Below are 23,031 nucleotides of genomic sequence, written 5' to 3' on the forward strand. Positions count from 1 at the left end.
CATGGCGACGCCGACGACACCCCTCGTCCTTGTGACGGTTGCCTGCATGATCACCTCGTTCCTCGTCTGCGGCATCCCCTTCGGCATGATCGTGGCCAAGAGGCTCAATCATGTCGACGTGCGCACGGTCGGCTCGGGTAACATCGGCATGACAAACGTCGCCCGCTCGGCCGGGGGACGAGCGGCGGCGTTCACGCTCGCGCTTGACATGGGCAAGGGTACCGCCTGCATGCTCCTCTCTCGCCTCGCCATGGCCATGGTCGCCTTTGGAGGCGACTGGTCCTCGACCCTCGCGCAGGGTCCTTTCGGTCTCTGTCCCTCCCTCGTCTTCGCCTGCTGCGTCCTGGGGCACATCTTCTCCCCTTACCTGGGTTTCCATGGCGGCAAGGGCATCTCGGTGGGCTTCGGTGCCGCGCTGGGGCTCTGTTGGCCCGTTGCCTGCGGCCTCATTCTCATCTTCCTTTGTCTGGCCTTGCCCTCACGCTATGTCTCCCTGGGCTCCATCTGCGCCGCCATATCGCTTCCCATCTGGGGGGCCATCTCCGGCTTGGGCCTCGCAAGCGACCTCCCCCTTGTCGTCGTGGGACTCACCGTCGTCTGGGCGCACCGCTCCAACCTGTCCAAGCTGCTGCGTGGCGAGGAGCGCAGCTTCTCCCTGCACAGGGGGGACAGTGCGGGGGGAGCCACGGGCGAGGGGGGCACGTCTGCGAAGGAGCGGCGATGACCCTCGTCGACAAGGTGGCCCTTATCGGGTCGGGCAGCTGGGGGACGGCGGCATCCGGCCTTGTCGCGCCCCATGTGCGCGAGCTGTGCATGTGGACCCGCACGACCACCGTAGCAGAGGCCATCAATGCCACCCACCACAACCCCCGTCACCTCACAGACTACGAGCTTCCCGAAAGAGTCCGTGCGAGCGACTCCCTCGAGTCGGCCCTGGACGGGGCCTCTGCCATCGTGATGGCCGTCCCCTCCGCCTTCCTGCGGGCGACGGCACGGTCGATGGCGCCCCATGTGGGCCAGGACACCCCCGTCATCGTCCTCACCAAGGGCATAGAGCCGGGGACGCACCTTCTTATGGCCGACGTCCTCGCAGGCGAGCTTGGCAACCCAGCGCGCATGGTGGCCCTCTCGGGTCCCAACCACGCCGAGGAGATATGCCTGGGAAAGGTCTCCGCAGCCGTCGCCGCCTCCCGCGACGAAGGTTTGGCCTGCCTCTCCCAGGGGCTCTTCATGAGCCCGACCTTCCGCGTCTATCAGACGAACGACCTCACGGGCGTCGAGGTCTGTGCCGCCGTGAAGAACGTCATGGCCATCGCGTGCGGCATATGCGTGGGTCTCGGCTTTGGGGACAACACCCTGGCCGCACTCATGACGCGTGGCCTCGCCGAGATCGGCCGGATCTCCTCGGCCCTCGGCGGGGAGGCCATCACCTGCATGGGCCTTGCCGGCATGGGCGACCTCGTGGCCACCTGCACCTCCCAGCACTCGCGAAACAGGACCTTTGGCGAGGCCTTTGCCCGAGGCGAGAGCCTCGCGTCGTACGAACGGCGCACCGGCATGGTCGTCGAGGGTGCGCGCACGGCGTTGAGCGCCTGGGAGCTTGCGTGTGAGCTCTCCATCGAGGCGCCCCTGACCACAGCCGTCCACGCTATCCTGTATGGGAACGCAAGGCTGGACGAGGTCGTCGACTCGCTGCTGGACAGAAGGGCCCGCGTCGAGTTCTACGGCCTCACCACAAACGAATAGGAACAGAGGGGTATACGTGCCCATGCTTACCGAAGGCACTCTCATCGCACCGTCCGTGCTGTCTGCCGACTTCACCAGGCTCGGCGAGGAACTCGACAGCATCTCGGACGCCGACTACGTCCACTATGACGTCATGGACGGGCATTTCGTCCCCAACCTCTCGTTTGGCACTGCGGTCCTGTCCCAGGTAAAGGCGGCGACCAGCCTGCCCATAGACGTGCATCTCATGGTCGCGAACCCCGAGGAGTGCGCCCGTTGGTACCTCGAGGCGGGTGCCGACGCGGTGAGCTTTCACTGGGAGGCCCAGACGCACGCCGCGCGCCTGGTCTCCCTCATCCATGATGCCGGCGCCAGGGCCGGCGTCGCCCTCAACCCCGCAACGCCCGTATCCGTCCTCGAGGCCATCATCGATGAGCTCGACCTGGTCCTCATCATGAGCGTCAACCCCGGCTTCGGCGGCCAGCGCTTCCTGGAGGGTACCATCGGCAAGCTCCGCACCCTGCGCGCCCTCTGCACCTCCCATGGCGTACGGCCCCTCGTAGAGGTCGACGGCGGCATCGGCGCGTCCAACGCCGGGGTGGTCTGTGCGGCAGGCGCCAACCTCCTCGTCGCCGGGTCCTCCATCTTCGGCACCACGGACCGTGCGGCTGCGATAGCCAAGATCAGGACCGCGGGCGACCTTGGCCTTGCGCGGGAGGCGTAGCCCATGGACGTACGACGCTGTGTCTATCTCGACCATGCCGCCTCGTCGCCGATGTGCGCCGAGGCGCTCGCCGCGGAGCGCGCCTACGAGGGGCTCGACATCGCGGGCGCCAACCCCAACTCGCTCCACACGCTCGGTCGCAAGGCGGCCCAGGCCCTCGAGGCCAGCCGCCATGAGCTTGCCCGCTGTGTCGGCGGGGGCTTCAGGCCCGCCGACGTGACGTTCACCTCGGGAGGAACCGAGTCCAACAACCTGGCGCTCGTCGGCATGTCCGAGGGGGCACGTGCCCGGGACCGCAGGCGGATGCGCGTCATCGTCTCGGCCATCGAGCACGACTCCGAACTCGACGTCATACCGTCCCTGCGCGATCGGGGCTTCGAGGTCACGCTCGTGCGTCCCAACCGCGCGGGCGTCGTGACAGCCGAGGCCGTGGATGCGCTTCTCGATGATGCGGTGGCGCTCGTCTCGGTCATGTCCGCCAACAACGAGACCGGCGTCGTGCAGCCGATAGCCGCCATCGCACGCGTAGCCCGTGCACGGGGCGCCCTCGTGCACACCGACGCCGTGCAGGCCTTCGGACGCATTCCCCTCAAGCTTGATGACGTGGACGCGCTCAGCGTCGCGGCTCACAAGATAGGTGGCCCCACGGGCGTCGGCGCACTCGTCATGAGGGGGCGCTGCCCCTTTCGCCCACAGATGTTCGGTGGGGGACAGGAACGGGGCAGGCGCCCCGGCACCCAGGACGTGAGGGGCGCCCAGGCCTTCGCCGCCGCCGCGCGCGCCTGCTGCGACCACCTCGCCGAGAGGCGCATGGTCGTCTCCGCACGTGCCCAGCGTCTCTATGACGAGCTCTGTGCGCCACGGACGGGCATCGTGCCGACCACCACGGCGACCATCGACGAGGGACGCCTGCCGGGGCTGGTCTCCGTCATGGTGCCGTCAATGGACTCGGAGACCCTTGTCCTCAAGCTGGACCAGCTCGGTTTCGAGGTCTCTGCGGGCTCCGCCTGCTCGTCCGGATCGCTCGAGGCCAGCCACGTGCTCCTTGCCATGGGTATCGCACGCGCCGACGCCCTGGGATCGCTGCGCATCTCCTTCGACGAGCGTGCCGACGAGGAGGGACTTGCGGCCTTTGCCGCCGCGCTCCTCGGCATCGTCGCCGGCGCGCGCCCGTAGCCGTACCGCCTGCCACCACACACCCCATGGAAGGGATCGGACATGAACGAATATGAGGCCGTCCTCAGGCTGCAGGAGATCGACCTGGCCCTCATGCGCTTCGGCCGGACGCTCAAGGCCATGCCGCAGCAGAAGAAGCTCGCCGCGCTGGCCCAGGCCAGGCGCAAGGTGACTGCGGGGCTGACCAAGATCGTGGGCCAGCGCAAGGACGCCGAGCTCGACGTGAGCGACGGAGAGGAGCAGCACGCCCATCTCCTTGCGGTCGCCGAGCAGGTCAAGGCCGACGCGGCGGCCCGTGCGCAGGACTTTCGCCACATCAACGACCTCGAGGCACAGCTGACCTCCATCGCCAAGAAGATCGAGAAGATCGAGTACGACCACAGCGAGAAGGTTCGCCTCCTGGAGAGGCTCCGCAAGGCCGAGAGGAACGCGGGCGACCTCGCCGCGAAGCTCGACCGGGAGGAGGCCTCCCTCGAGGCGTCATACCGGAGGGACTCCGCCGACATCATGGCCGAGGTCCGCAGGCTCGCAGCAGAGCGCAAGCAGGTGCTCTCCTTCATCGAGCCTCCCACGCTCGCCACCTATGACGGCGCATCCAAGCGCTTCGACGGCCTGGCGGTCGAGCGGCTCTCGGGCAACGTGCCCTCCGTCTGTCGCGTCAAGCTCCAGCCCGGCCTCTACAGCGACGTCCGTCACAGTGGCCCCATCACCGAGTGCCCCTACTGCCACCGCATGCTCGTGACCGAGGACGTAGCCCGGTGAGCGGCAGAAACGTCGCCCTGGCAGTCTGCGGGGGCATAGCGGCCTACAAGGCCTGCGAGGTGCTGCGCGGCCTCCAGAGGGGGGGCTGTGACGTACGCGTCGCCATGACCGCCGATGCCGAGCGCTTCGTGGGCGCCACGACCTTCGAGGCGCTCTCGCACCACGAGGTCGTCAACGACCTCTATGCTTGTCACGAGACGGCCATCCCACACATAGCGCTGGCGGACTTCGCCGACCTCTGCGTCGTGGTGCCCGCGACGGCAAACGTGCTGGCCAAGATGGCCGCTGGCATCGCCGACGACGCACTGACCTCAGCGCTTTTGGCCATGCGCTGCCCGCTGCTTGTCGCACCGGCCATGAACGTCCACATGTGGCATAACCCTGCGACCCAGGCGAACGTCGAGCTCCTGCGCTCGCGCGGCATCTCCTTCGTGGGCCCGCGGGAGGGCCATCTCGCCTGTGGCTACGAGGGAGAGGGCAAGCTCGCGTCCGCGAACGAGGTCGTCTCGGCCTCGCTCGCGCGTCTCGACGCTCGCGCCCAAGACCTCGCGGGCATCCGCGTCCTCGTCACCGCCGGCCCCACGCACGAGGCCATCGACGCGGTGCGCTACATCGCGAACTCCTCCACGGGGAAGATGGGCCTCGCCATCACCCGCGAGGCGCTCGCACGCGGAGCCCAGGTCACGCTCGTCTGCGGTCCGGTGGCCGAGCGCATGCCCGAGGGTGCTCAGGTCGTGCCCGTCATCTCGGCAGCTCAGATGCATGCGGCCGCAGAGCGGGCCTTCGCTGAGGCGGATGTCGCCATCTGCGCGGCGGCCGTGGCCGACTACACACCCGCACACCCATCCACGCACAAGCTCAAGAAGGACCGTAGTCCCCTCGACGTGATCGAACTCGTCGAGACGGCCGACATCTTGAAGTCTCTCTCGGCCGAGAAGGGGTCGCGCGTCGTAGTCGGGTTCGCGGCCGAGACGGACGACCTCATCGGCAACGCGCGGTCCAAGCTCTCCCGCAAGGGCTGTGACCTCATCGTCGCAAACGACGTCTCACGCCCCGACTCCACCTTTGGCTCTGACACGGACCGCGTGGCCTTCGTATGGCCCGACCGCACCGAACAGCTCGAGACCCTTCCGCTCGACGAGGTTGCCCGCGAGCTTTTGGACCGTGTCCGCGACCTCGCGGGGGCGTGATTCCATGGGCATCCTGATAGGCTGCGAGCATCTCTCCCAGGAGTGGCCGGGCAAGCGCGTGCTCGTCGACCAGACCATCGGCATCAACGAGGGGGACCGCATCGGCATCGTCGGCAGGAATGGCGACGGAAAGTCCACTCTGCTCGACCTCATCGCGCAGAGAATCGAGGCGGACGGGGGCAACGTGACCGTCAGGGGAGGCGTGAGCGTGGGTCTGCTGGCCCAGGACGACGCCTTCTCGGACGACGAGACGGTCTCGCATGCCGTCGTGGGAGACGTCCCTGACTACGTCTGGGCGTCCGACCCCCGCGTCCGACCCATCATTGACGAGCTGTTGGCCGACGTCGCCTGGGATGCACGCGTGGGGGAACTCTCGGGCGGACAGCGGAGGCGTTGCGACCTGGCACGAGTGCTTGCGGGCAGCTGGGACGTCCTGCTCATGGACGAGCCCACCAACCACCTGGACATGCACGCAATCCGCTGGCTTGCCGATCATCTCAGGCGACGCTGGCCCGAAGGTCAGGGCGCCCTCATGCTCGTCACGCATGACCGTTGGTTCCTGGACGAGGTCTGCGAGCGCATGTGGGAGGTCCACGACGGCGTCATCGACCCGTTCGAGGGTGGCTACTCCGCCTACATCCAGCAGCGCGTCGAACGCCAGCGCCAGGCCGCAGCCGTGGAGGAGCGCCGCCAGAACGTCCTGCGCAAGGAGCTCAACTGGCTTGCGCACGGGGCCAAGGCGCGCAGCTCCAAGCCAAAGTTCCGCATCGACGCCGCCAGGGCGCTGCTCGCGGACGACCCTCCCCTGAGAAACCCCGTCGAGCTCAGGCGCCTGGCGGTGAGCAGGCTTGGCAAGCAGGTCATCGAGATGAGGGGCGTGGGAGCCTCCTATGGGGGACGCCCGGTCTTCTCGGGCGTCGACTGGCTCATCGGCCCCGGTGACCGCTATGGCGTCCTGGGCGAGAACGGCGTGGGCAAGTCCACCCTGCTCAAGGTCATGACGGGGCGCATGCGTCCCTCGAGGGGTTCCGTCAAGATAGGCAAGTCGGTACGCTTCGGCATCCTCTCCCAACACCTGGGTCAGCTGTCCGGGAAGGACGACTGGCGCGTGTCGGAACTCATGGGGACCTATCGATCCCGTCTCGAGGTGGATGGCAAGGTCCAGAGTCCCGAGCAGCTCCTGGAGCGCCTGGGCTTCGAGCGGCGGGAGTTCGCCACCTACGTACGCGACCTCTCGGGCGGACAGCGCAGGAGGCTCTCCATCCTCTGCGTCCTGCTCGAGGAGCCCAACGTCCTCGTGCTGGACGAGCCCGGCAACGACCTCGACACCGACATGCTGGCCGTCCTGGAGGACCTGCTCGACGGATGGCCCGGGACCCTCATCCTGGTGAGCCACGACCGCTACCTCATGGAGCGCGTCACCGACGACCAGTTCGCGATCCTCGACGGGCGCATCCGACACGTCCCGGGTGGCGTCGACGAGTACCTTGGCCTCCTGGGGGACGGACCGGCGCGCAAGTCGAGCGGGACCCCGGCACGGGGGGAGGGCAGCGCGGACGTGTCGCGGGGCGCACGGGCAGGTGATGGGACGGCCCTTTCCAACGCCGAGCGCCGCGAGCTCAAGAGACGCTTCGACGCCGTCGAGCGGCGCATGGCCAAGCTCGACGGCGAGCCGGCGCGGCTGCGGGCCGAGATGTCGGTGGTTTCGGCCTCCGACTTCGAGGCGCTGATGGAGGCCCAGAGGCGCGTGGACGCCGCAGTCGCCGAGATCGGCGCGCTTGGGGAGGAGTGGCTCGATCTTGCGGAGCGACTCGGGATGGCATAGGGGCGAGAAGGGGGTGTCCGCTTGCTGGAGCTCATGAGAACGTACCTCGCGGCGTATCGCGTCAAGACGTTGCTCGGCATGGTGGGGAAGGGCTTCGAGGTCGTCTTCGAGCTCATGGTCCCCGTGGTCGTGGCACGCATGATCGACGAGGGGGTGGCTGGTCACAACGCGTCCGTCGTGGTGCGCTACGGCATCCTTTTGGCAGCCCTTTCCGTCCTGGGCTACTGCTTCACGCTGTTCTGCCAGAAGATGGCCTCCCTCGTCTCTCAGGGAGTCGGTACCCGCCTCCGCCGCGACCTCTACGAGAAGGTCAACGCCCTCGGTGCCTCCGACGTCGACCACTTTGGAACGCCTTCCCTGCTCACGAGGTTGACCAACGACACCAGCCAGGTCCAGGTTGCCGTTGCGCTGGGCATCCGGCAGCTCGTGCGCTGGCCCTTCCTCGCCATGGGCTCCATGGCCGCCGCCCTGGCGATCGACCTCGAGTTGGGCCTCATCTTCGCCGTCTGCACCCCGCTCGTCGCACTGGTGTTCTGGCTCGTCATGTCACGCTCCGTGCCGTACTACCGCATGATGCAGGCAAAGCTCGACAAGGTCTCCGTCATCTGCCGCGAGGCCCTCTCGGGTGTGCGCGTCATCCGCGCGTTCAGGCGCGAGGGCAGCGAGGCGAAGCGCTTCGTCGCCGCGGCGAACGACCAGGCGGACACCGCCATCGCCGTAGGAAGGCTCTCCGCAGTGCTGAGCCCCGCCACCTTTCTCGTCATGGACCTGGGCGTCGTTGCCATCCTGTGGTCGGGTGCGCTGCGCGTCTCGGTCGGCGAGCTGACCCAGGGCGAGGTCGTGGCCTTCGTCAACTACATGACCCAGACGCTGCTCTCCATCGTCTATGTCGCCAACCTCATCGTCGTCTTCACGCGCGGCGCGGCCTCGGGCCAGCGCATCCGCGAGGTCCTCGACACCCAGCCGGCGCTTGCCGACGGGAGCGGCTTCGACGCCCAAGAGCTCGACGGGGCAACTTGTGCCCTCCAGCTGGAGGGCGTGTCCTTCTCGTACGCCCAAGACGGCCAGCCGGTCCTCTCTGACGTGTCGTTGTCCTTGGGAAGGGGGGAGACGCTGGGCATCATAGGCGGGACGGGCTCAGGAAAGTCGACGCTCGTGAACCTGGTCTGCCGCCTCTACGACGCCACGGACGGGACGGTGTGCGTCTTCGGCCATGACGTGCGCGAATGGCGCCTGGGCGACCTGCGATCCCACGTGGCGCTCGTCCCCCAGAAGGCCACGCTCGTCTCGGGCAGCATACGCTCCAACCTCTCATGGAGAGACCCCCGGGCCAGCGACGGGGAGCTGTGGCATGCGCTCGAGCTGGCCCAGGCGGCGGACTTCGTCCGCGCCAAGCCGTCCGGCCTCGACGAGACCGTCGAGGCCGGCGGCAGTAACTTCTCCGGTGGCCAGCGCCAGCGCCTCACGATCGCGCGCGCGCTGGTGGGCCAGCCCGACCTGCTGCTGCTCGATGACTCCGCCTCCGCCCTCGACTTCGCCACGGACGCCCGCCTGCGCGCCGCGCTGCGCGGACGCGATCCAGGCACCACGACGCTCATCGTGTCGCAGCGCGTCTCCGCCGTCATGGGTGCCGACCGCATCCTGGTGCTCGACCATGGGAGGGTCGCCGGCATCGGTACCCATCACGATCTGCTGGCGTCCTGCGGGCTCTATGGGGAGATCTGCCTCTCGCAGCTCTCCGCGAAGGAGGCGTGCGCGTGATGGCGAACCCCTACTCGGCCACCGGTGCCGCGTCGACGGCGCTTGCCAGCGTCCGTGGGGATATGGGCGGCCCCCCTGGCCAAGGGGGGACCGAGGCCCCGAATGGGCTCGAGACGAGCGGGTACGGCATGGCCGAGGTCCTCGCCCGCCTCCTCGGCTTCGTCCGGCCACATGCGGTCTCCCTGTCCGTGGGCTTCCTGTCCTCGGCCGCCTCGGTCATCCTCCAGCTCTACGTGCCCATCCTCATAGGGTCCGCCATCGACACGATGGTTGCGGCCGGCCAGGTCGACCTCACCGCCCTCGGGCCCATCCTCACCCGCATGGCCATCGTCGTCGCCTCGGCGGCGGCACTCCAGTGGCTTTCCGGCTACTGCACCAACCGCCTTGCGTACGAGACGGTCCGCGACCTGCGCGAGGCCGCCTACGGGAAGCTCAACTCCCTGCCGCTCTCCTTCATCGACTCCCACGCGCACGGCGACCTCCTCGCTCGCGTCGTGAACGACGCCGACGCCGTGGGCGACGGTCTGCTCCAGGGCCTCACGCAGCTCTTCGGCGGCGTGGTCACCCTCATGGGGACGCTCGCCTTCATGCTCTCGCTCTCCGTGCCCGTCGCCGCCGTCGTGGCGGTGCTGACCCCGCTCTCCATCCTGGCCTCGGCCTCCATCGCCCGCCGCTCGGCTGCGAGCTTCGCGGCCCAGCAGGCGCTCCAGGGCGAGCTGGGAGGCTACGCCGAGGAGATGATCTCCAACCAGAAGCTCATAGGGGCCTTCGGCCAGGGCGAGAGGAACGTGGCCACGTTCTCCAAGGTCAATGACGAGCTCTATGCCGTCGGCGAGCATGCCCAGTTCGTAAGCTCGCTCTCCAACCCCTCGACGCGCCTGGTGAACAACATCGTCTATGCGGCCGTGGCCATCACGGGCTGCGCCTGCGTCATCACCTCATGGCCATCGGCCTTGACCGTGGGACAGGTCCAGAGCTTCCTCTCCTACGCCAACCAGTACATGAAGCCCTTCAACGAGATCTCGAACGTGGTCACGCAGGTCCAGACGGCGTTCGCCTCTGCACGTCGCCTGATGGCCCTACTCGACGCGCGCGAGGAGGCCGCCGACGCGCCATCGGCACGCACGCCCAGGCGGACCCAAGGGCGACTCGACCTGGAGCACGTGTCCTTCTCGTACACCCCCGACCACGAGCTCCTGCGGGACATCTCCCTCCATGTGCCTGCGGGGGGTCGCTTCGCCCTGGTGGGGCCTACGGGCTGTGGCAAGACCACCCTCATAAACCTGCTACTGCGCTTCTACGACGTCGACTCCGGGGACATCCTGCTAGATGGTGTGGACATCCGTGAGCTCACGCGCGACAGCCTGCGCTCGGCCTTTGGCATGGTCCTGCAGGACAGCTGGCTGTTCGAGGGCAGCGTGCGCGACAACATCTCATACGGCGTGCCCGGGGCCACCCACGAACAGGTCGTCGAGGCCGCCAAGCGTGCGCACGCGCACAAGTTCGTCCAGCAGCTCCCCCAGGGCTACGACACCGTCCTGGGCGGGGGCGCGGGAGAGCTCTCCGCCGGGCAGATGCAGCTGCTCTGTATCGCACGCGTCATGCTGGCAGACCCTGCGGTGCTCCTGCTGGACGAGGCGACCTCCTCGATCGACACCCGTACCGAGCTGCAGGTCCAGGATGCCTTCGACCGCATGATGGAGGGGCGCACGTCGCTCGTCGTCGCGCATCGCCTCTCGACCGTCAGGGACGCCGACTGCATCGTGGTCATGGATGACGGCACCGTATGCGAGACGGGAACCCATGACGAGCTGCTGGCACGCGGCGGGCGCTACCACGACCTCTACATGAGCCAGTTCGCCGGGCAGGCCACCGCCAGCTAGCTACCACCTACCACCCGCTGCTCGCCCGTGGCGGGACGCCCCTTTTGGGCATACGATCACCTCGTTGCGATCGGGTGGCCAGGAGGGGAGAGGCAATGGTCCACGACGCATGCGACGCCGTCATCATCGGCGCCGGCGTGAGCGGCTGTGCCGTGGCACGCGAGCTTTCGCGGCTCGACGGGAGGTTCTGCGTCGTCGAGGCGGAGGACGACGTATGCTCGGGCACCTCGAAGGCCAACTCGGCCATCGTGCATGCGGGCTTCGACGCGCCTACGGGTTCGCTCATGGCGAGACTCAACGTCGAGGGCAGCGCGCTCTTTCCCCAGCTTTCCCGCGACCTCGACTTCACCTTCCGGCAGATCGGCTCGCTCGTCGTCTGCACCGATGCGTGCGACCTGCCCGCACTCGAGGCCCTGCTCGAGCGCGGGATCGCCAACGGCGTGAGCGACCTGCGCGTCATTGGACGCAAGGAGCTCGTCGCCCTGGAGCCCCACATCGCCGATGGCGCCGTGGCGGCCCTCTGGGCGCCCACGGCAGGCATCGTGGACCCCTTCGGCCTCACCGTCGCCCTGGCAGAGAACGCGCGCGACAATGGCGTGGACTTCCTCTTCGGCGCGCGCGTCGGCGGGCTTTCCCGCACGGCCGGGGGCGACTGGCTCGTCTCCACCGCACGCGGCACGATCAAGGCGCGGGCCGTCATCAATGCCGCTGGCGTCTTTGCCGACCAGATCCACAACCTTGCGGCCGTCCCGGCAGGTGGCGAGCCCCTCGCCATCACGCCACGGAGGGGCGAGTACAAGCTGCTCGACACGACGGCGGGCGCCCATGTCGCGCACACGATCTTCATGCTACCCACCAAGATGGGCAAGGGCGTGCTGGTCACGCCCACCGTCCATGGCAACCTCCTCGTAGGCCCCACGGCGGACGACATCGATGACAAGCTGGGGACCGACACCACGTCCGAGGGCCTGGTCTCCGTCAGGGAGAAGAGCGCGCTCACGGTCAAGGACATACCCTTCCGCGAGACCATCACGTCCTTCTCGGGCCTGCGTGCCCACCAGCCCGGCCACGAGTTCCTCATCGGGGAGCTGCCTGAGGCACCGGGCTTCATCGACTGTGCCGGCATCGAGTCGCCCGGCCTCAGCGCCAGCCCTGCGATCGGGCGCATGGTCGCCTCCATCGCACAGGGCATACTGCATCTGGGCGAGAAGGCCACGTTCGCCTCGACCAGACGGGGCTACCCCAACCTCAACGAGCTTACGACCGAGGAGTGGAACGCCCTCATCGACGAGGACCCCCGCTACGGAACCATCGTCTGTCGCTGCTGCCGCGTCTCGGAGGGGCAGATATGCGAGGCGGTGCGCCGTGGGGCGCGCTCGCTCGACGCCGTGAAGCGTCGCACGGCCGCGGCCATGGGACGCTGTCAGGCTGGCTTCTGCACGCCGCGCATCATGGAACTCATCTGCGAGGAGGCCGACGGGGTCGACATGTGCTCCGTCACGAAGGCGGGACCGGGCTCAAAGCTCGTGGTGGGCCTCAACAAGGGCGATGCCATGGACGACTCGTCTGCGACGGACGGGACACGCACGGCGTGCAGCACGCCGGTGGCGGGTGGCCCACCCGCGCTGATCGACGCACTGCGGAGGGGAGGCGAGGACCATGGCACGCGATAGCATCAGGGGCTGCGACATCGCCATTATCGGAGGTGGATCGGCCGGCCTTGCGGCAGCCATCGCCGCCCATGACGCCGGCGTAGACGACGTCGTCGTCATCGAACGCGATGCAGTCCTTGGCGGCATCCTCAACCAGTGCATCCACAACGGCTTCGGGCTCCACACGTTCAAGGAGGAGCTCACGGGCCCCGAATATGCGTCCCGCTTCATCGCGCAGGCCGACGAGCGTCATATAGACCGACTGCTCCGGACCACTGTCCTCGACGTCACGGCCAGTCATGTGGTACGTGCCGTCAGCGCCGATCGCGGCGTCTTCTCGCTTGAGGCCAAGGCCATCGTGCTGGCCATGGGTTGCCGCGAGAGGCCGAGGGGAGCGCTCGACATCGCGGGCTTCCGACCTGCGGGCGTCTATACGGCCGGCTGTGCCCAGAAGCTCGTGAACGTGGATGGCTACCTGCCAGGGCGCAGGGTCGTGATCCTGGGCTCCGGCGACGTCGGGCTCATCATGGCGCGGCGTCTGACGCTCGAGGGAGCCCAGGTGGCCTGCGTAGCCGAGCTCATGCCCTACTCTGGAGGACTCAAACGCAACATCGTGCAGTGCCTGGACGACTTCGACATCCCGCTCCACCTCTCGCACACTGTCACCCGCATCGAGGGGCCCAAGCGCGTCGAAGCCGTCACGATCGCCCGCGTGGACGAGCGGCTGCGGCCCATCCCAGGCACTGATCGACGCTACGAATGCGACACGCTACTGCTCTCCGTGGGCCTTCTGCCCGAGAACGAGCTGTCTCGCCAGGCAGGCGTCAAGCTCAGCCCCGTGACGCAGGGACCCGAGGTGAGCGAGTCGCTCGAGACCAGCATCGAGGGCATCTTCGCCTGTGGAAACGTCCTGCATGTCCATGACCTCGTCGACTACGTGAGCGAGGAGGCCGCTCTCGCCGGCCGCAGGGCGGCACGCTACGTGAAGGAAATGAGTGGCGGCGTGGCCGGCACGCAGCGTGAGGGGGGCGCCATGCGCGAAGGAGGGGACACGCCATCGCGGCTGCGCGTCCGCACGGGAGGCGGCGTTCGCTACACGGTTCCCTCGTTCGTCTCGCCCGATCTCATGGACGAGAGGCTGACGCTGCGCTTTCGCGTGGGGGCCGTGTACGAGGAACGCTACGTGTCCGTCTACCTGGGAGAAAGACGCATCATCCATCGCCGCCGACCCATTCTGGTCCCCGCCGAGATGCAGGAGGTCGTCCTCGTGCGCGACCAGCTCCTCGGTGCGCTTGGCGACATGGGCGGCAGCGGGGCCAAGGCGCACGCAGGCGATGTGGGTGCATGCCGCGACCTGCGCGTGACGCTCGAGGAGGCCTAATCCATGGAGGGAGACGTGGAGAGAAGAGGGCTCACCTGCATCCGCTGCCCGCGAGGCTGCCGGCTTACGGTCACACTCGAGGGGGAAAAGGTCCTGTCGGTCGAGGGCAACGCCTGCCCGCGTGGCGATGGGTACGCGCGCAAGGAGGTCAGCAACCCCACGCGTACGGTGACGACGACCGTCCCCGTGAGGGGTTGCGCGCCGAGGCGCATGGTTTCGGTCAAGACGGCCGGCGACGTGCCAAAGAACCTGGTCCTGGACGTGGTTCGCGAGCTGGCTGACGTCAGCGTCGACGCGCCGGTGGGCATAGGCGACGTGATCCTGGCAGACGTCTGCGGCACGGGTGTGGACGTCGTGGCAACAAGGGACGTCACCTCGCTGGGAGACTGCGCGGCAGGCTAAGCAAACTAAGAAAACCGGGGAGCCACCGGACAGAGGCGACCTTGCGGCGCGTGCCGGACGGAACTGACATGCGGCACAAGGTCCTGCGACGCGAGCCCCCTCAGGCCTCCCACTGGCAAAGGCCCATGTCGACCCTGCCGTCGGCGAGAAACGTCACTCCCTCTTCCTCGAGCAGGGCGCGTTGGGCGTCGGGTCCGCCAAAGACGTAGCCCGCACACAGGGACCCGTCCTTGAAGACGACGCGGTGGCAGGGAACGCCGCCTTTGGCGCCAGGGCTGGAGTGCATGGCAAAGCCGACGAAGCGCGCCTTGCGTGGCTCGCCGACCATAGAGGCAACCTGTCCATAGGTAGCGACGCGACCTTCGGGAATCTGGCGCACCACGTCGTACACCCTCGCGAAGAACCTCTCTGCCACTCAGGCCCACCTCCTGGATGCCCACGGCCCTGAGGTCTCATCGTGCCACAGCGCAGCCGCTGCGCGCCAGAGACCACGGCATCGGCCGGGACGGTATCGTCAGATAAAAGCATCGCACGGGATCGGGGAAACCCTTAGCGGTGCTTAGGGCTTTGCATACGCACACAAAGAAGGCCAGCGGATCTTGCCCCCGCTGACCCCGTGTTTCTCTGGTCGGGTGGACTGGATTCGAACCAGCGACCCCTTGACCCCCAGTCAAGTGCGCTACCAAGCTGCGCCACCACCCGTATCACATGCAGGCACCGCCTGCGAGAGAAGACTCTAACACGGCTTTGCGGCATGGGCAAGACCCAAAATCAATGCGAGTCCAAAAGCGCTCGGATCCCCGAGTGATGGACCATCTCGAAGTGACAAAATGGCTCCTCATCGTCGGTTGAGGGGGTAGGGGCGGCATCTCGCCAAGCCGCTGCGCGAGATGAGATATCTGCAAAGTCTGCTTGACATAAAATGTAAAGTTGACTATGCTAAAAATGCAATGCATGCTTTGCAGTAAACACGGCACGAGGTGGGGGAGGCACATGAGGACGAGAATCCCAGAGCTGAGAAAGGACCGGAAGATCACACAGGCGGAGCTTGCGCTCGCGGTCGGAGTGACACGACAGACGATCACATCCATCGAGGTGGGGAAGTACACCGCCTCCCTCGTGCTTGCCTACAGGATCTCCCGGTACTTTGGCCTGACAATCGAGGACGTATTTGACTTCTCCGACGTGGAGGGAGACGACGATGACGACCAGTAGCCATCAGAGCTTTAGAGACTTTCGACAGTCGCTCGCAAGGCGGGGCCGCGCCAGGGCGTTCTCAGGCATCATGGCGATGATCCTGGGCCTCATCCAGGCCCTCAGGGTACTCGAGGGCCCTGACGACGCGGTCATAGGTGGCATTCTGTTCGGCCTGCTGGTTGGCATGGGGCTGGTCGTCCTCGTCATGGGGCTGCAAGACGCCTGTGCCAACAGGACGGACGAGCGTGCGCGGATAGCCTACAACAGGGAGCAGGATGAACGCTTGAGGGAGATCCGCAGGCGGGCAGGCTCCCCCCTCGTGCAGACGTTTTCTCTCGTCCTCGTCTTTCTGGGCTGTGTCGCCTACAGCCAGTGGGGCATCGTTGCCCTTGGGTCATTCATGGCGGCCGCCCTGTTTCAGCTGGCAGCTAGCGCTATCCTCAAGACATACTGGTCGAGGAAGATCTAGAGGGATCTTGGCCTGCCCGACCCACGCATCAGCGACGGGCAAAGTGGCGGCGCATGGTTGGGCAAGGAGGGCTGCATGCAGACGGAGCGCTACCAGAACGTCAACGCCCACACGGTGGATAGGTGGGTCCTTGAGGGATGGCAGTGGGGCAGGCCCATCGACCACAAGACCTTTCTCAGGGCCAAAGACGGGGCGTGGGCCATACGGCTCACGCCCACGAAGGACGTTCCCCGCAGCTGGCTTGGTGAACTCGACGGCGCGCAGGTCCTAGGGCTCGCGTCTGGCGGAGCGCAGCAGATGCCCGTCCTCACTGCGGCAGGAGCCAGATGCACGGTCCTGGACTACTCCCAGGCGCAGCTCAGGAGCGAACGCGCGGTGGCGGCCCGGGAGGGCTACGACATCCGCATAGTCCATGCGGACATGACCCAGCCGCTGCCCTTCGCCGACGCCAGCTTCGACCTGGTGGTAAACCCCGTGTCGCTCATATACGCACGCGAGGTCAGGCCCATCTGGCGCGAGGTGGCACGCATCCTCAAGCCGGGCGGCACCCTGCTCACGGGACTCGACAACGGCCTCAACTACGTCGTGAGCGACGACGAGGAGCGCATCGTCCGCGGGCTTCCCTTCGACCCGCTCGCCAACCCATCCCTCGCCGAGGAGCTCAGGGAGCAGGACGGCGGCGTGCAGTTCTCCCACGGATTGGAGGAGTGCCTGGGAGGCCTGCTAAGGTTAGGCTTTGCCATCACCGACCTCTACGAGGACACGAACGGCGAAGGCCGCCTGCATGAGCTGGGCATACCGTCGTTCTACGCCGTGAGGGCAACGCGTGCGAGGCATCCGGCTTCGCTGACCGCACGTCTGACATCCGACTGACACTGACATCCGACTGACGCTAACCTCGTAGATTTTCCTGGTGAGATCGTTTCCATGCGAGGTTAGCGTCAAATTGCAACCCTCATGTCCAAGGCGACGGGTGCATGCGGAATGGAGCAAGTCGACGGCATGACTGCCAGCTCATGTCCGTTGACTTTGCAACGGCCACCGTGTTCTCCTTACGAAAGCCACCGCATGCAGGCCGATTCGGGTACCATGGGAGCTTGTCGAATCGAGAAATCGGGAGCTTTTGGTGTCAACGAGAACAACGCAGATCAGAAACACCGTCACGTCGACGGTGAAGGATCAGGTAGACTTCGATGCCAACGCCGCGCAGGCATCCGGCACGACCACGGCCCCCACAGGAACGTCGGAGAACCCCAGCAACAGGGTCCTCACCGTCGCCAACGCCATCACCGCGTGTCGCCTCGTGCTCACGCTCGTCTTCCTCTACCTCTTCGTGAACGACCTCAACCGCTACGTGGCACTGAGTTGCTACGCCGTCGCCGCCCTGACGGACTTCCTGGACGGACAGGTGGCGCGCAGGACCCAGACCGTCAGCTGGGTGGGCAAGGTCATGGACCCCATCATGGACCGCGTCCTCCTCTTCACGGGCGTCCTGGGTCTCATGATCACCGGCGAGCTGCCCGTCTGGGTTGCAGCCTTCGTGATTGGTCGCGACGCCTACCTGGCCGTAGGCAGCATGATCCTGCAGAGGTACCGTCACCGCCCGGTGGACGTGGTCTATATCGGCAAGGTCACCACGGCCCTGCTCATGGCCGGTTTCTGTGATCTGCTCCTGGGCCTGCCCGTCATAGGTGGCCTGGACGTGGTCGGCGTCGACTGGCTTCCCGGCCTTAACGCGCAGGGCGCCGCCGCGGGCATCTTCCTGGTATACGCGGGCCTTGCCTGCTCTGCCGTGACAGCGGTCATCTATACCATGGCCGGCTTCGAGATCAGGCGTCGCGCCATGCGGGGCGACGCGACCGCCTCAGATGGCCAGATGGCCGAGAAGGGGTAGGGCTTATGCACAGACACACCAGGTTTCCGCTCCTTGCCGTAGTCCTCACGACATTCCTCGTCGCCGTGTCTCCGTGCGCCTATGCCGCAGAGACCACCCCGCAGGTCACGGAGGCCCAGAGCTTCGAGATCATCGACCAGGATGGAAACGTCCTGGCCTCCAAGGACCCCAACCGCAGGATGGCCATGGCGTCCATAACCAAGATCATGACGGCCATGGTCGCACTTGACTCGGGCAAGTCCATGGGTGACGTCTGCAGCATCACCGACGTGACCCTCCCCGAGGGGGCCCAGCTCGCTGGCTACACCTCGGCAGACGCACCCACCTTCGGCGACCTCATGCGAACCATGCTCGTCTACTCGGGAAACGACGCGGCGCTGAACGTGGCCTACGCCGTCGCGGGAACCGAGGAGGCCTTCGTCGAACTCATGAACAAGAAGGCCCGGGAGATCGGCATGGAGGACACGCACTTCTCCAACCCCCATGGGCTCGAGGAGGACGACCACTACTCCTGCGCCCACGACCTGGCGCTCATGGGCAAGTATGCGCTCGAGAACTACCCCTTCATCGCCCGTACGGTCATGACGCGCAGGCTCACCGTCACCGTAGGGGGGCAGCAGAAGACCTTCGAGTCGACCGACGAGCTCATGGACTCCTACGGCGGCCTCTGCGGCATCAAGACGGGCAAGGTCGAGGCGGGCACCACCTTCCTCGGTTCGTCCAAGCGCCATGGCCTGCAGCTGTTCTCCTGCGTGCTGGGCTGCACGACCGATGACGGTCGCTTCACCGACACGAGGATACTCATGGACTGGGCCTACGACGAATACTTCCGGCACGTCAGCCTCACCCGGAGAGCCTGGCCCCTGCGCATCGTGAGCTGGCAGGACGGATTCTGGGGCAAGCTGGTCGTCACGAGCGCCTGGGACGTGTCCGCCAGGAGCTATCCCGAGAGGGACATCGACTACACGACCACCATGGTGGGGGACGGCGAGCTGGCCGCTCCCGGCTCCCCCTACGGCCTCAGCTCGTGGACGCAGGACGGACGCAGCGTCGCCCGGGCAGTGGATGTCACCGGTACACGGCCCCACCAAATACCCGCCATCAACATCTTCGCGCTTCCGCTCTTCCTTGACGTCTCGCAGCTCACGGCCGCATGAAAGGGAGTGACATGGCCCAGGCGTCCCCGCTCCACGAGGAGCATGTCCTCCTCGGCGCGTCTTTCTCCGTCGATGGCACAGGCGTCGAGCGGCCGGTGGACTATGCGGCGGCAAGCGCAGACTCCGCACGGCTGAAGGACGGTGCCCTGCTGGCCGACATGGGCGGCATGACGTCGCTTCTGGTCAGCGGACATGGCTGCGGGGACTTTGTCGGCGCAGCCATGGCGGGGCGTCGGCTGGCGGTAGGCGAGACGGCGTTCGAGGCGGCCCTCGTGGGCGATGGCACGGTGGCCTCGATTCCCCTTATGGCCCGCACGGGCACGGAGGAGTTTGCGCTCTGGGACCTCACGCCACGCGGCGAGACGCTCTTTGCCTGGCTCTCCTTCGTCATCGGCATAGGGCGGGAGGGGTTTCGGCCCTACGAGGGCGTGGCGGTCGAGGACGTCTCGGAGCGCCTCGTGCCGCTCTGTCTCTGCGGCGCGGCCGCGCAGCGCGTGCTGTCCGACTACCTGCGGGACGAGGAGCGCCTCCCCGAAGAGGGACGCGTGGCCGACGTCCGTCTCGACGGACGGATCGCGACGCTCGTGGCATCCCTGCGTCTCTCAGGGGAGACCCATTGCTACCTGGTCATGGTGCCGCCCGCCCTCGCTCGCGCCGTCTGGCGGAGCCTCCTGTCCTTTGGCGAGGTCTCCCCGGCGCCGCCTTCGCTCATGACCGCAGCGATCGCCGGTTGCCTGCCCTGGCTCGCGCCCGCCAGCACGCTCGACCGCCTCGAGCTCGACGCAGCTTTTCTCGCCCGCCATGGCCTCGTGCGCGAGGGGCGAGACTACATAGGCGCACGCGGCCTTCTCGACTGAGGGCTCCCCACGCACCGCCCACCCCATGCCTCACGTCCAATACCATCGTGCCGGGGCTAGAATTACCCCTAGCTACGACTAGAGGGAGATGCCATGTCCTACGACTTCACGACCCGCCCCAACCGCTCTGGGAGCGGCTCTCTCAAGTGGAATGCCATGTACGAGAAGAACCCACGCGTCGGCAGCAACATCGTGCCGCTCTCCGTGGCGGACATGGAGCTCGAGAACCCGCCCCAGATCAAGGAGGCGCTGCACCGCTACCTTGACGGGGCGGTCCTGGGCTACACGGACGCCACGCCCGCCTTCGTCGACGCCTGCTGCGCCTGGCAGCGTCGCCGCCACGGCTGGAACGCGGAGGACCGCTGGCTCGTGACCTCGCCCGGCGTCGTCCCCGCCCTCTCCAACGCCGTGCGGGCCTACAGCGAACCGGGCGACGGCGTCATCATCCAGCCCCCCGTCTACCACCCCTTCAGGTCTGCCGTCGAGAGAAACGCGCGCACCGTCGTCACCAACCCACTGCGCGCCACGGGAGGCGCATCCGGCGCGCATCGCTACGAGATCGACTTCGACAATCTCGCGGAGAAGGCCGCCGACCCCTCGAACAAGCTCCTCATCCTCTGCAGCCCCCACAACCCCGTGGGCCGCGTCTGGTCAGCCGTGGAGCTGCGTCGAATGCTGGACATCTGCATCCAGAACGACGTCCTCGTCGTCTGCGACGAGATCCACGACGACCTCGTCATGCCCGGCCAGGAGCACACGGCCCTCATGGCCGTCGCAGACGCGGGCGAGTACGACCGCATCGTCGTGTGCACCGCGCCCTCCAAGACCTTCAACATAGCCGGCTGCCAGGCATCCGCCATCTTCATTCCCGACGAGGCCCGGCGCTCGGCCTATCGCTCCGAGATGGAGCGCTGCGCGCAGGGGGAGCTCAACGCCTTCGCCTACCCCGCGACCATCGCGGCATACAACGAGTGCGAGGACTGGCTCGATGAGCTCATCGGTCTCGTCTGGGGCAACTACCAGCTGCTCAAGGGTTCCATCGAGGCGTCCCTGCCAACCGTGGAGGTGTATCCCCTCGAAGGCACCTACCTCGCCTGGGTCGACTTCAGGGGCTGGCGGCTCTCCGACGCGGAGCTCGAGCGCTTCATGACCCAGGAGGCGCTGCTCTTCCTCGACGAGGGCTACGTCTTCGGCGAGGGCGGCTCGGGCTTCGAGCGCATCAACCTCGCCTGTCCGCGCGAGGTCCTCGTCGAGGCGATAGACCGTCTCGTCCGGGCAGCCCATGAGCACGGGCTTGACATGGTGGGGGAGCGAGGCCATGAAGTACTCGATTAACGCGGCGCTCGCTCCGGAGGCCCTCGGCCCCTACTCGCAGGGGACCACGGCCGGACGGCTGGTCTTCGCGGCCGGTCAGGTAGCCGTGAGGGAGGACGACCCCTCACGACTGGTGGACGGCGGCATCACGGAGCAGACGGAACGCGTCATCCAGATCGTTTCGGTCCTCCTCGCCGAAGCCGGCTGCACGCTCGCTGACGTGGCGCAGACCACCGTCTACCTCGCAGACCTCGACGACCTCGACGCCATGAACGAGGTGTACGGCAGGCACTTCGTCACGCCGGCGCCCGCCCGCTCGGTCGTGGAGGTCGCACGCCTTCCCCTGGGGGCGCTGGTCGAGATGGACTGCGTGGCCTGCCGTTAGTTGTTACGTATCGCCGTCCACATCGTGCCTCAGGCTCGCTTCGTGTGACCAAGGGGTATCATGGGAGGGGTCTATCCACGAGAGAGGGAGCAGCCAGACATGCAGCCCACCAACAACGACGCATCCCAGATGGGGGCAACGGAGATATTCCGCATGCCGCCCACGGACTCCACCTCGCCTAACCTGATGGACGCCCAGAAGCCGTCCAACCCCACGCTCTCCATCGTCAAGGGCCCCCAGACGGGCTCGGTGTTCGAGCTCACGGACGAGCAGGTGACCATCGGCCGTGACCCATCCAACAGCGTCTTCCTGAACGACATGACCGTCTCGCGCCGCCACGCCAGCATCGACCTCGCAGGCCTCTCCTCGGGCTTCTCCACCATCGAGGACCTCGGCTCGCTCAACGGCACCTGGGTCGACGGCGCCATCGTCAACCGTGCCATGCTCAAAGAGGGGTCAACCATCCAGATCGGCACCTTCCGCATGGTGTTCCACACCAACCGTGCGGCCACTAGGATCGAGGCCGGGATCTAGGACATGGCAGACGCCGGATACCTGACGATCGGCAAGGTGGTCAAGCGCCTTCAGCCCCAATATCCCGACCTTTCCATCAGCAAGGTCAGATACCTTGAGGACGAGGGGCTGCTCAGGCCGTCGCGCACCCCCAGCGGATACCGCCTGTACTCGCAGCATGACGTCGGCCGCCTCGAGCGTATCCTCTATCTCCAGAAGAACCGCTTCCTGCCCCTCTCGGTCATCAAGGACCAGCTGGACGGGGAGGGAAGGGGCGTCTCCCTCGCCGCCTCACCTGCGATCGGCCTAGGCCAGGCGGGCGCGGACGACGAGGATGCCGAGAGGCTCCACCCGATCGACCGCATGCCCGAGCTCCTCGGCATGTCGGTCAGCTTCGTGCGGCAGCTCGCCGAGGCGGGCATCGTCGTGCTCAAGCGCTCGCCACGCGGCAGGGACCTGGTGGACGGCAGGGACTTCGCGCTCATCCGCGCCTGTGACGAGCTACGCCACTTCGGCATCGGGCCCAAGAACCTGCGTCAGTACGTCACCGCGTCCAACCGCGAGAGCGCGATGTTCGAGCAGGCGCTCGTCGTGTACGCAAAGAAGGGGGGAGGGGTCGAGATGGAGCTCACGGAGGAGAGCCGTGCCCAGTTTGGCCAGGCCCTGTCCCAGATGCTCGTGCTTACGGGGCAGGTCCGCGAGGCGCTCATCCGCCGGCAGATCGCCAAGTCGTTCAGCGAGATGGAATAAGGGAAAGGAACGGG

At 66.9% G+C, this 23,031-nt stretch carries 23 protein-coding genes and 1 tRNA gene; 22 read left to right on the forward strand and 2 right to left on the reverse strand.

Translation table 11 applies throughout. From position 1 onward, the window contains the following. Position 1 precedes the first annotated feature (1 nt). From OLSU_RS04600 to OLSU_RS04655, 12 genes are all read left to right on the forward strand, one after another. Entirely contained in the window at positions 2 to 724 is a 723-nt protein-coding gene (locus OLSU_RS04600) for a glycerol-3-phosphate acyltransferase (RefSeq protein WP_013251782.1), read from the forward strand. Beyond that, positions 721 to 1,746, forward strand: coding sequence for an NAD(P)H-dependent glycerol-3-phosphate dehydrogenase (locus tag OLSU_RS04605; protein ID WP_013251783.1), 1,026 nt, complete (start codon positions 721 to 723; stop codon positions 1,744 to 1,746). The genes OLSU_RS04600 and OLSU_RS04605 overlap by 4 nt, the downstream gene beginning before the upstream one ends. A gap of 22 nt (positions 1,747 to 1,768) precedes the next feature. Beyond that, positions 1,769 to 2,449, forward strand: coding sequence for a ribulose-phosphate 3-epimerase (gene rpe / locus OLSU_RS04610; RefSeq protein ID WP_041548905.1), 681 nt, complete (start codon positions 1,769 to 1,771; stop codon positions 2,447 to 2,449). Positions 2,450 to 2,452: 3 nt separating this feature from the next. Further along, positions 2,453 to 3,625, forward strand: a complete 1,173-nt coding sequence (locus OLSU_RS04615; RefSeq protein ID WP_013251785.1) for a cysteine desulfurase family protein — start codon at positions 2,453 to 2,455, stop codon at positions 3,623 to 3,625. 42 nt (positions 3,626 to 3,667) lie between these two features. Beyond that, complete coding sequence (locus OLSU_RS04620) at positions 3,668 to 4,387, forward strand: zinc ribbon domain-containing protein (protein WP_013251786.1); 720 nt, start codon at positions 3,668 to 3,670, stop codon at positions 4,385 to 4,387. Then, positions 4,384 to 5,577 carry a bifunctional phosphopantothenoylcysteine decarboxylase/phosphopantothenate--cysteine ligase CoaBC gene (coaBC, locus tag OLSU_RS04625; protein WP_013251787.1) on the forward strand — a complete coding sequence of 398 codons (1,194 nt, stop codon included), beginning with the start codon at positions 4,384 to 4,386 and terminating at the stop codon, positions 5,575 to 5,577. The genes OLSU_RS04620 and coaBC overlap by 4 nt, the downstream gene beginning before the upstream one ends. 4 nt (positions 5,578 to 5,581) lie before the next feature. Continuing rightward, positions 5,582 to 7,402, forward strand: a complete 1,821-nt coding sequence (locus OLSU_RS04630) for an ABC-F family ATP-binding cassette domain-containing protein (RefSeq protein WP_013251788.1) — start codon at positions 5,582 to 5,584, stop codon at positions 7,400 to 7,402. Positions 7,403 to 7,423: 21 nt separating this feature from the next. After that, a complete protein-coding gene (locus tag OLSU_RS04635; RefSeq protein ID WP_013251789.1) occupies positions 7,424 to 9,163 on the forward strand; it encodes an ABC transporter ATP-binding protein in 1,740 nt (579 codons plus the stop codon). Continuing rightward, positions 9,163 to 11,046 (forward strand): ABC transporter ATP-binding protein, encoded by a 1,884-nt coding sequence (locus OLSU_RS04640; RefSeq protein ID WP_013251790.1) that lies wholly within the window; start codon positions 9,163 to 9,165, stop codon positions 11,044 to 11,046. The genes OLSU_RS04635 and OLSU_RS04640 overlap by 1 nt, the downstream gene beginning before the upstream one ends. 95 nt (positions 11,047 to 11,141) lie before the next feature. Next, positions 11,142 to 12,719, forward strand: a complete 1,578-nt coding sequence (locus tag OLSU_RS04645; RefSeq protein ID WP_013251791.1) for an NAD(P)/FAD-dependent oxidoreductase — start codon at positions 11,142 to 11,144, stop codon at positions 12,717 to 12,719. Then, positions 12,706 to 14,079 carry an NAD(P)/FAD-dependent oxidoreductase gene (locus tag OLSU_RS04650; protein WP_013251792.1) on the forward strand — a complete coding sequence of 458 codons (1,374 nt, stop codon included), beginning with the start codon at positions 12,706 to 12,708 and terminating at the stop codon, positions 14,077 to 14,079. Before OLSU_RS04645 ends, OLSU_RS04650 begins: the two co-directional genes overlap by 14 nt. 3 nt (positions 14,080 to 14,082) lie before the next feature. Next, entirely contained in the window at positions 14,083 to 14,481 is a 399-nt protein-coding gene (locus OLSU_RS04655) for a DUF1667 domain-containing protein (RefSeq protein ID WP_013251793.1), read from the forward strand. Positions 14,482 to 14,581: 100 nt separating this feature from the next. Here the strand turns inward: OLSU_RS04655 and OLSU_RS04660 are convergent, their stop codons facing one another. Both OLSU_RS04660 and OLSU_RS04665 read right to left on the reverse strand, forming a co-directional pair. Further along, on the reverse strand, positions 14,582 to 14,896 hold the full coding sequence (locus tag OLSU_RS04660) for an MGMT family protein (protein WP_013251794.1): 315 nt from the start codon (positions 14,894 to 14,896) through the stop codon (positions 14,582 to 14,584). Positions 14,897 to 15,106: 210 nt separating this feature from the next. Then, a tRNA-Pro gene (locus OLSU_RS04665) sits at positions 15,107 to 15,183 on the reverse strand. A gap of 291 nt (positions 15,184 to 15,474) precedes the next feature. Here OLSU_RS04665 and OLSU_RS04670 point away from each other — a divergent pair. The 10 genes from OLSU_RS04670 (at position 15,475) to ftsR (ending at position 23,017) form a co-directional block, all read left to right on the forward strand. Beyond that, complete coding sequence (locus OLSU_RS04670) at positions 15,475 to 15,696, forward strand: helix-turn-helix transcriptional regulator (RefSeq protein ID WP_013251795.1); 222 nt, start codon at positions 15,475 to 15,477, stop codon at positions 15,694 to 15,696. After that, positions 15,683 to 16,147: a hypothetical protein gene (locus tag OLSU_RS04675; protein ID WP_013251796.1), complete on the forward strand. Its 465-nt coding sequence runs from the start codon at positions 15,683 to 15,685 to the stop codon at positions 16,145 to 16,147. Before OLSU_RS04670 ends, OLSU_RS04675 begins: the two co-directional genes overlap by 14 nt. A 75-nt stretch (positions 16,148 to 16,222) precedes the next feature. Then, positions 16,223 to 17,020 (forward strand): class I SAM-dependent methyltransferase, encoded by a 798-nt coding sequence (locus OLSU_RS04680; protein WP_013251797.1) that lies wholly within the window; start codon positions 16,223 to 16,225, stop codon positions 17,018 to 17,020. 253 nt (positions 17,021 to 17,273) lie between these two features. Next, positions 17,274 to 18,041: a CDP-alcohol phosphatidyltransferase family protein gene (locus OLSU_RS04685; RefSeq protein WP_013251798.1), complete on the forward strand. Its 768-nt coding sequence runs from the start codon at positions 17,274 to 17,276 to the stop codon at positions 18,039 to 18,041. Between the two features lie 5 nt (positions 18,042 to 18,046). Beyond that, entirely contained in the window at positions 18,047 to 19,198 is a 1,152-nt protein-coding gene (locus OLSU_RS04690) for a D-alanyl-D-alanine carboxypeptidase family protein (RefSeq protein WP_013251799.1), read from the forward strand. Between the two features lie 11 nt (positions 19,199 to 19,209). Beyond that, on the forward strand, positions 19,210 to 20,055 hold the full coding sequence (locus OLSU_RS04695) for a hypothetical protein (RefSeq protein WP_041548908.1): 846 nt from the start codon (positions 19,210 to 19,212) through the stop codon (positions 20,053 to 20,055). 93 nt (positions 20,056 to 20,148) lie between these two features. Continuing rightward, a complete protein-coding gene (locus tag OLSU_RS04700; RefSeq protein WP_013251801.1) occupies positions 20,149 to 21,390 on the forward strand; it encodes a MalY/PatB family protein in 1,242 nt (413 codons plus the stop codon). Continuing rightward, positions 21,374 to 21,754 (forward strand): Rid family detoxifying hydrolase, encoded by a 381-nt coding sequence (locus OLSU_RS04705; protein WP_013251802.1) that lies wholly within the window; start codon positions 21,374 to 21,376, stop codon positions 21,752 to 21,754. The genes OLSU_RS04700 and OLSU_RS04705 overlap by 17 nt, the downstream gene beginning before the upstream one ends. 99 nt (positions 21,755 to 21,853) lie before the next feature. Next, positions 21,854 to 22,288 carry an FHA domain-containing protein gene (locus OLSU_RS04710; RefSeq protein ID WP_013251803.1) on the forward strand — a complete coding sequence of 145 codons (435 nt, stop codon included), beginning with the start codon at positions 21,854 to 21,856 and terminating at the stop codon, positions 22,286 to 22,288. Between the two features lie 3 nt (positions 22,289 to 22,291). Next, a complete protein-coding gene (gene ftsR / locus OLSU_RS04715) occupies positions 22,292 to 23,017 on the forward strand; it encodes a transcriptional regulator FtsR (protein ID WP_013251804.1) in 726 nt (241 codons plus the stop codon). Positions 23,018 to 23,031: the final 14 nt, after the last annotated feature.

It is taken from the genome of Olsenella uli DSM 7084 (genome assembly GCF_000143845.1).
Lineage (GTDB): Bacteria > Actinomycetota > Coriobacteriia > Coriobacteriales > Atopobiaceae > Olsenella > Olsenella uli.

Excerpts from the sequence above, each read along its gene's own strand:
- OLSU_RS04600 (WP_013251782.1), top strand. The coding sequence starts at position 2 with ATGGCGACGCCGACGACACCCCTCGTCCTTGTGACGGTTGCCTGCATG.
- OLSU_RS04605 (WP_013251783.1), top strand. The coding sequence starts at position 721 with ATGACCCTCGTCGACAAGGTGGCCCTTATCGGGTCGGGCAGCTGGGGG.
- rpe (WP_041548905.1), top strand. The coding sequence starts at position 1,769 with ATGCTTACCGAAGGCACTCTCATCGCACCGTCCGTGCTGTCTGCCGAC.
- OLSU_RS04615 (WP_013251785.1), top strand. The coding sequence starts at position 2,453 with ATGGACGTACGACGCTGTGTCTATCTCGACCATGCCGCCTCGTCGCCG.
- OLSU_RS04620 (WP_013251786.1), top strand. The coding sequence starts at position 3,668 with ATGAACGAATATGAGGCCGTCCTCAGGCTGCAGGAGATCGACCTGGCC.
- OLSU_RS04630 (WP_013251788.1), top strand. The coding sequence starts at position 5,582 with ATGGGCATCCTGATAGGCTGCGAGCATCTCTCCCAGGAGTGGCCGGGC.
- OLSU_RS04640 (WP_013251790.1), top strand. The coding sequence starts at position 9,163 with ATGGCGAACCCCTACTCGGCCACCGGTGCCGCGTCGACGGCGCTTGCC.
- OLSU_RS04645 (WP_013251791.1), top strand. The coding sequence starts at position 11,142 with ATGGTCCACGACGCATGCGACGCCGTCATCATCGGCGCCGGCGTGAGC.
- OLSU_RS04650 (WP_013251792.1), top strand. The coding sequence starts at position 12,706 with ATGGCACGCGATAGCATCAGGGGCTGCGACATCGCCATTATCGGAGGT.
- OLSU_RS04655 (WP_013251793.1), top strand. The coding sequence starts at position 14,083 with ATGGAGGGAGACGTGGAGAGAAGAGGGCTCACCTGCATCCGCTGCCCG.
- OLSU_RS04670 (WP_013251795.1), top strand. The coding sequence starts at position 15,475 with ATGAGGACGAGAATCCCAGAGCTGAGAAAGGACCGGAAGATCACACAG.
- OLSU_RS04675 (WP_013251796.1), top strand. The coding sequence starts at position 15,683 with ATGACGACCAGTAGCCATCAGAGCTTTAGAGACTTTCGACAGTCGCTC.
- OLSU_RS04680 (WP_013251797.1), top strand. The coding sequence starts at position 16,223 with ATGCAGACGGAGCGCTACCAGAACGTCAACGCCCACACGGTGGATAGG.
- OLSU_RS04690 (WP_013251799.1), top strand. The coding sequence starts at position 18,047 with ATGCACAGACACACCAGGTTTCCGCTCCTTGCCGTAGTCCTCACGACA.
- OLSU_RS04695 (WP_041548908.1), top strand. The coding sequence starts at position 19,210 with ATGGCCCAGGCGTCCCCGCTCCACGAGGAGCATGTCCTCCTCGGCGCG.
- OLSU_RS04700 (WP_013251801.1), top strand. The coding sequence starts at position 20,149 with ATGTCCTACGACTTCACGACCCGCCCCAACCGCTCTGGGAGCGGCTCT.
- OLSU_RS04705 (WP_013251802.1), top strand. The coding sequence starts at position 21,374 with ATGAAGTACTCGATTAACGCGGCGCTCGCTCCGGAGGCCCTCGGCCCC.
- OLSU_RS04710 (WP_013251803.1), top strand. The coding sequence starts at position 21,854 with ATGCAGCCCACCAACAACGACGCATCCCAGATGGGGGCAACGGAGATA.
- ftsR (WP_013251804.1), top strand. The coding sequence starts at position 22,292 with ATGGCAGACGCCGGATACCTGACGATCGGCAAGGTGGTCAAGCGCCTT.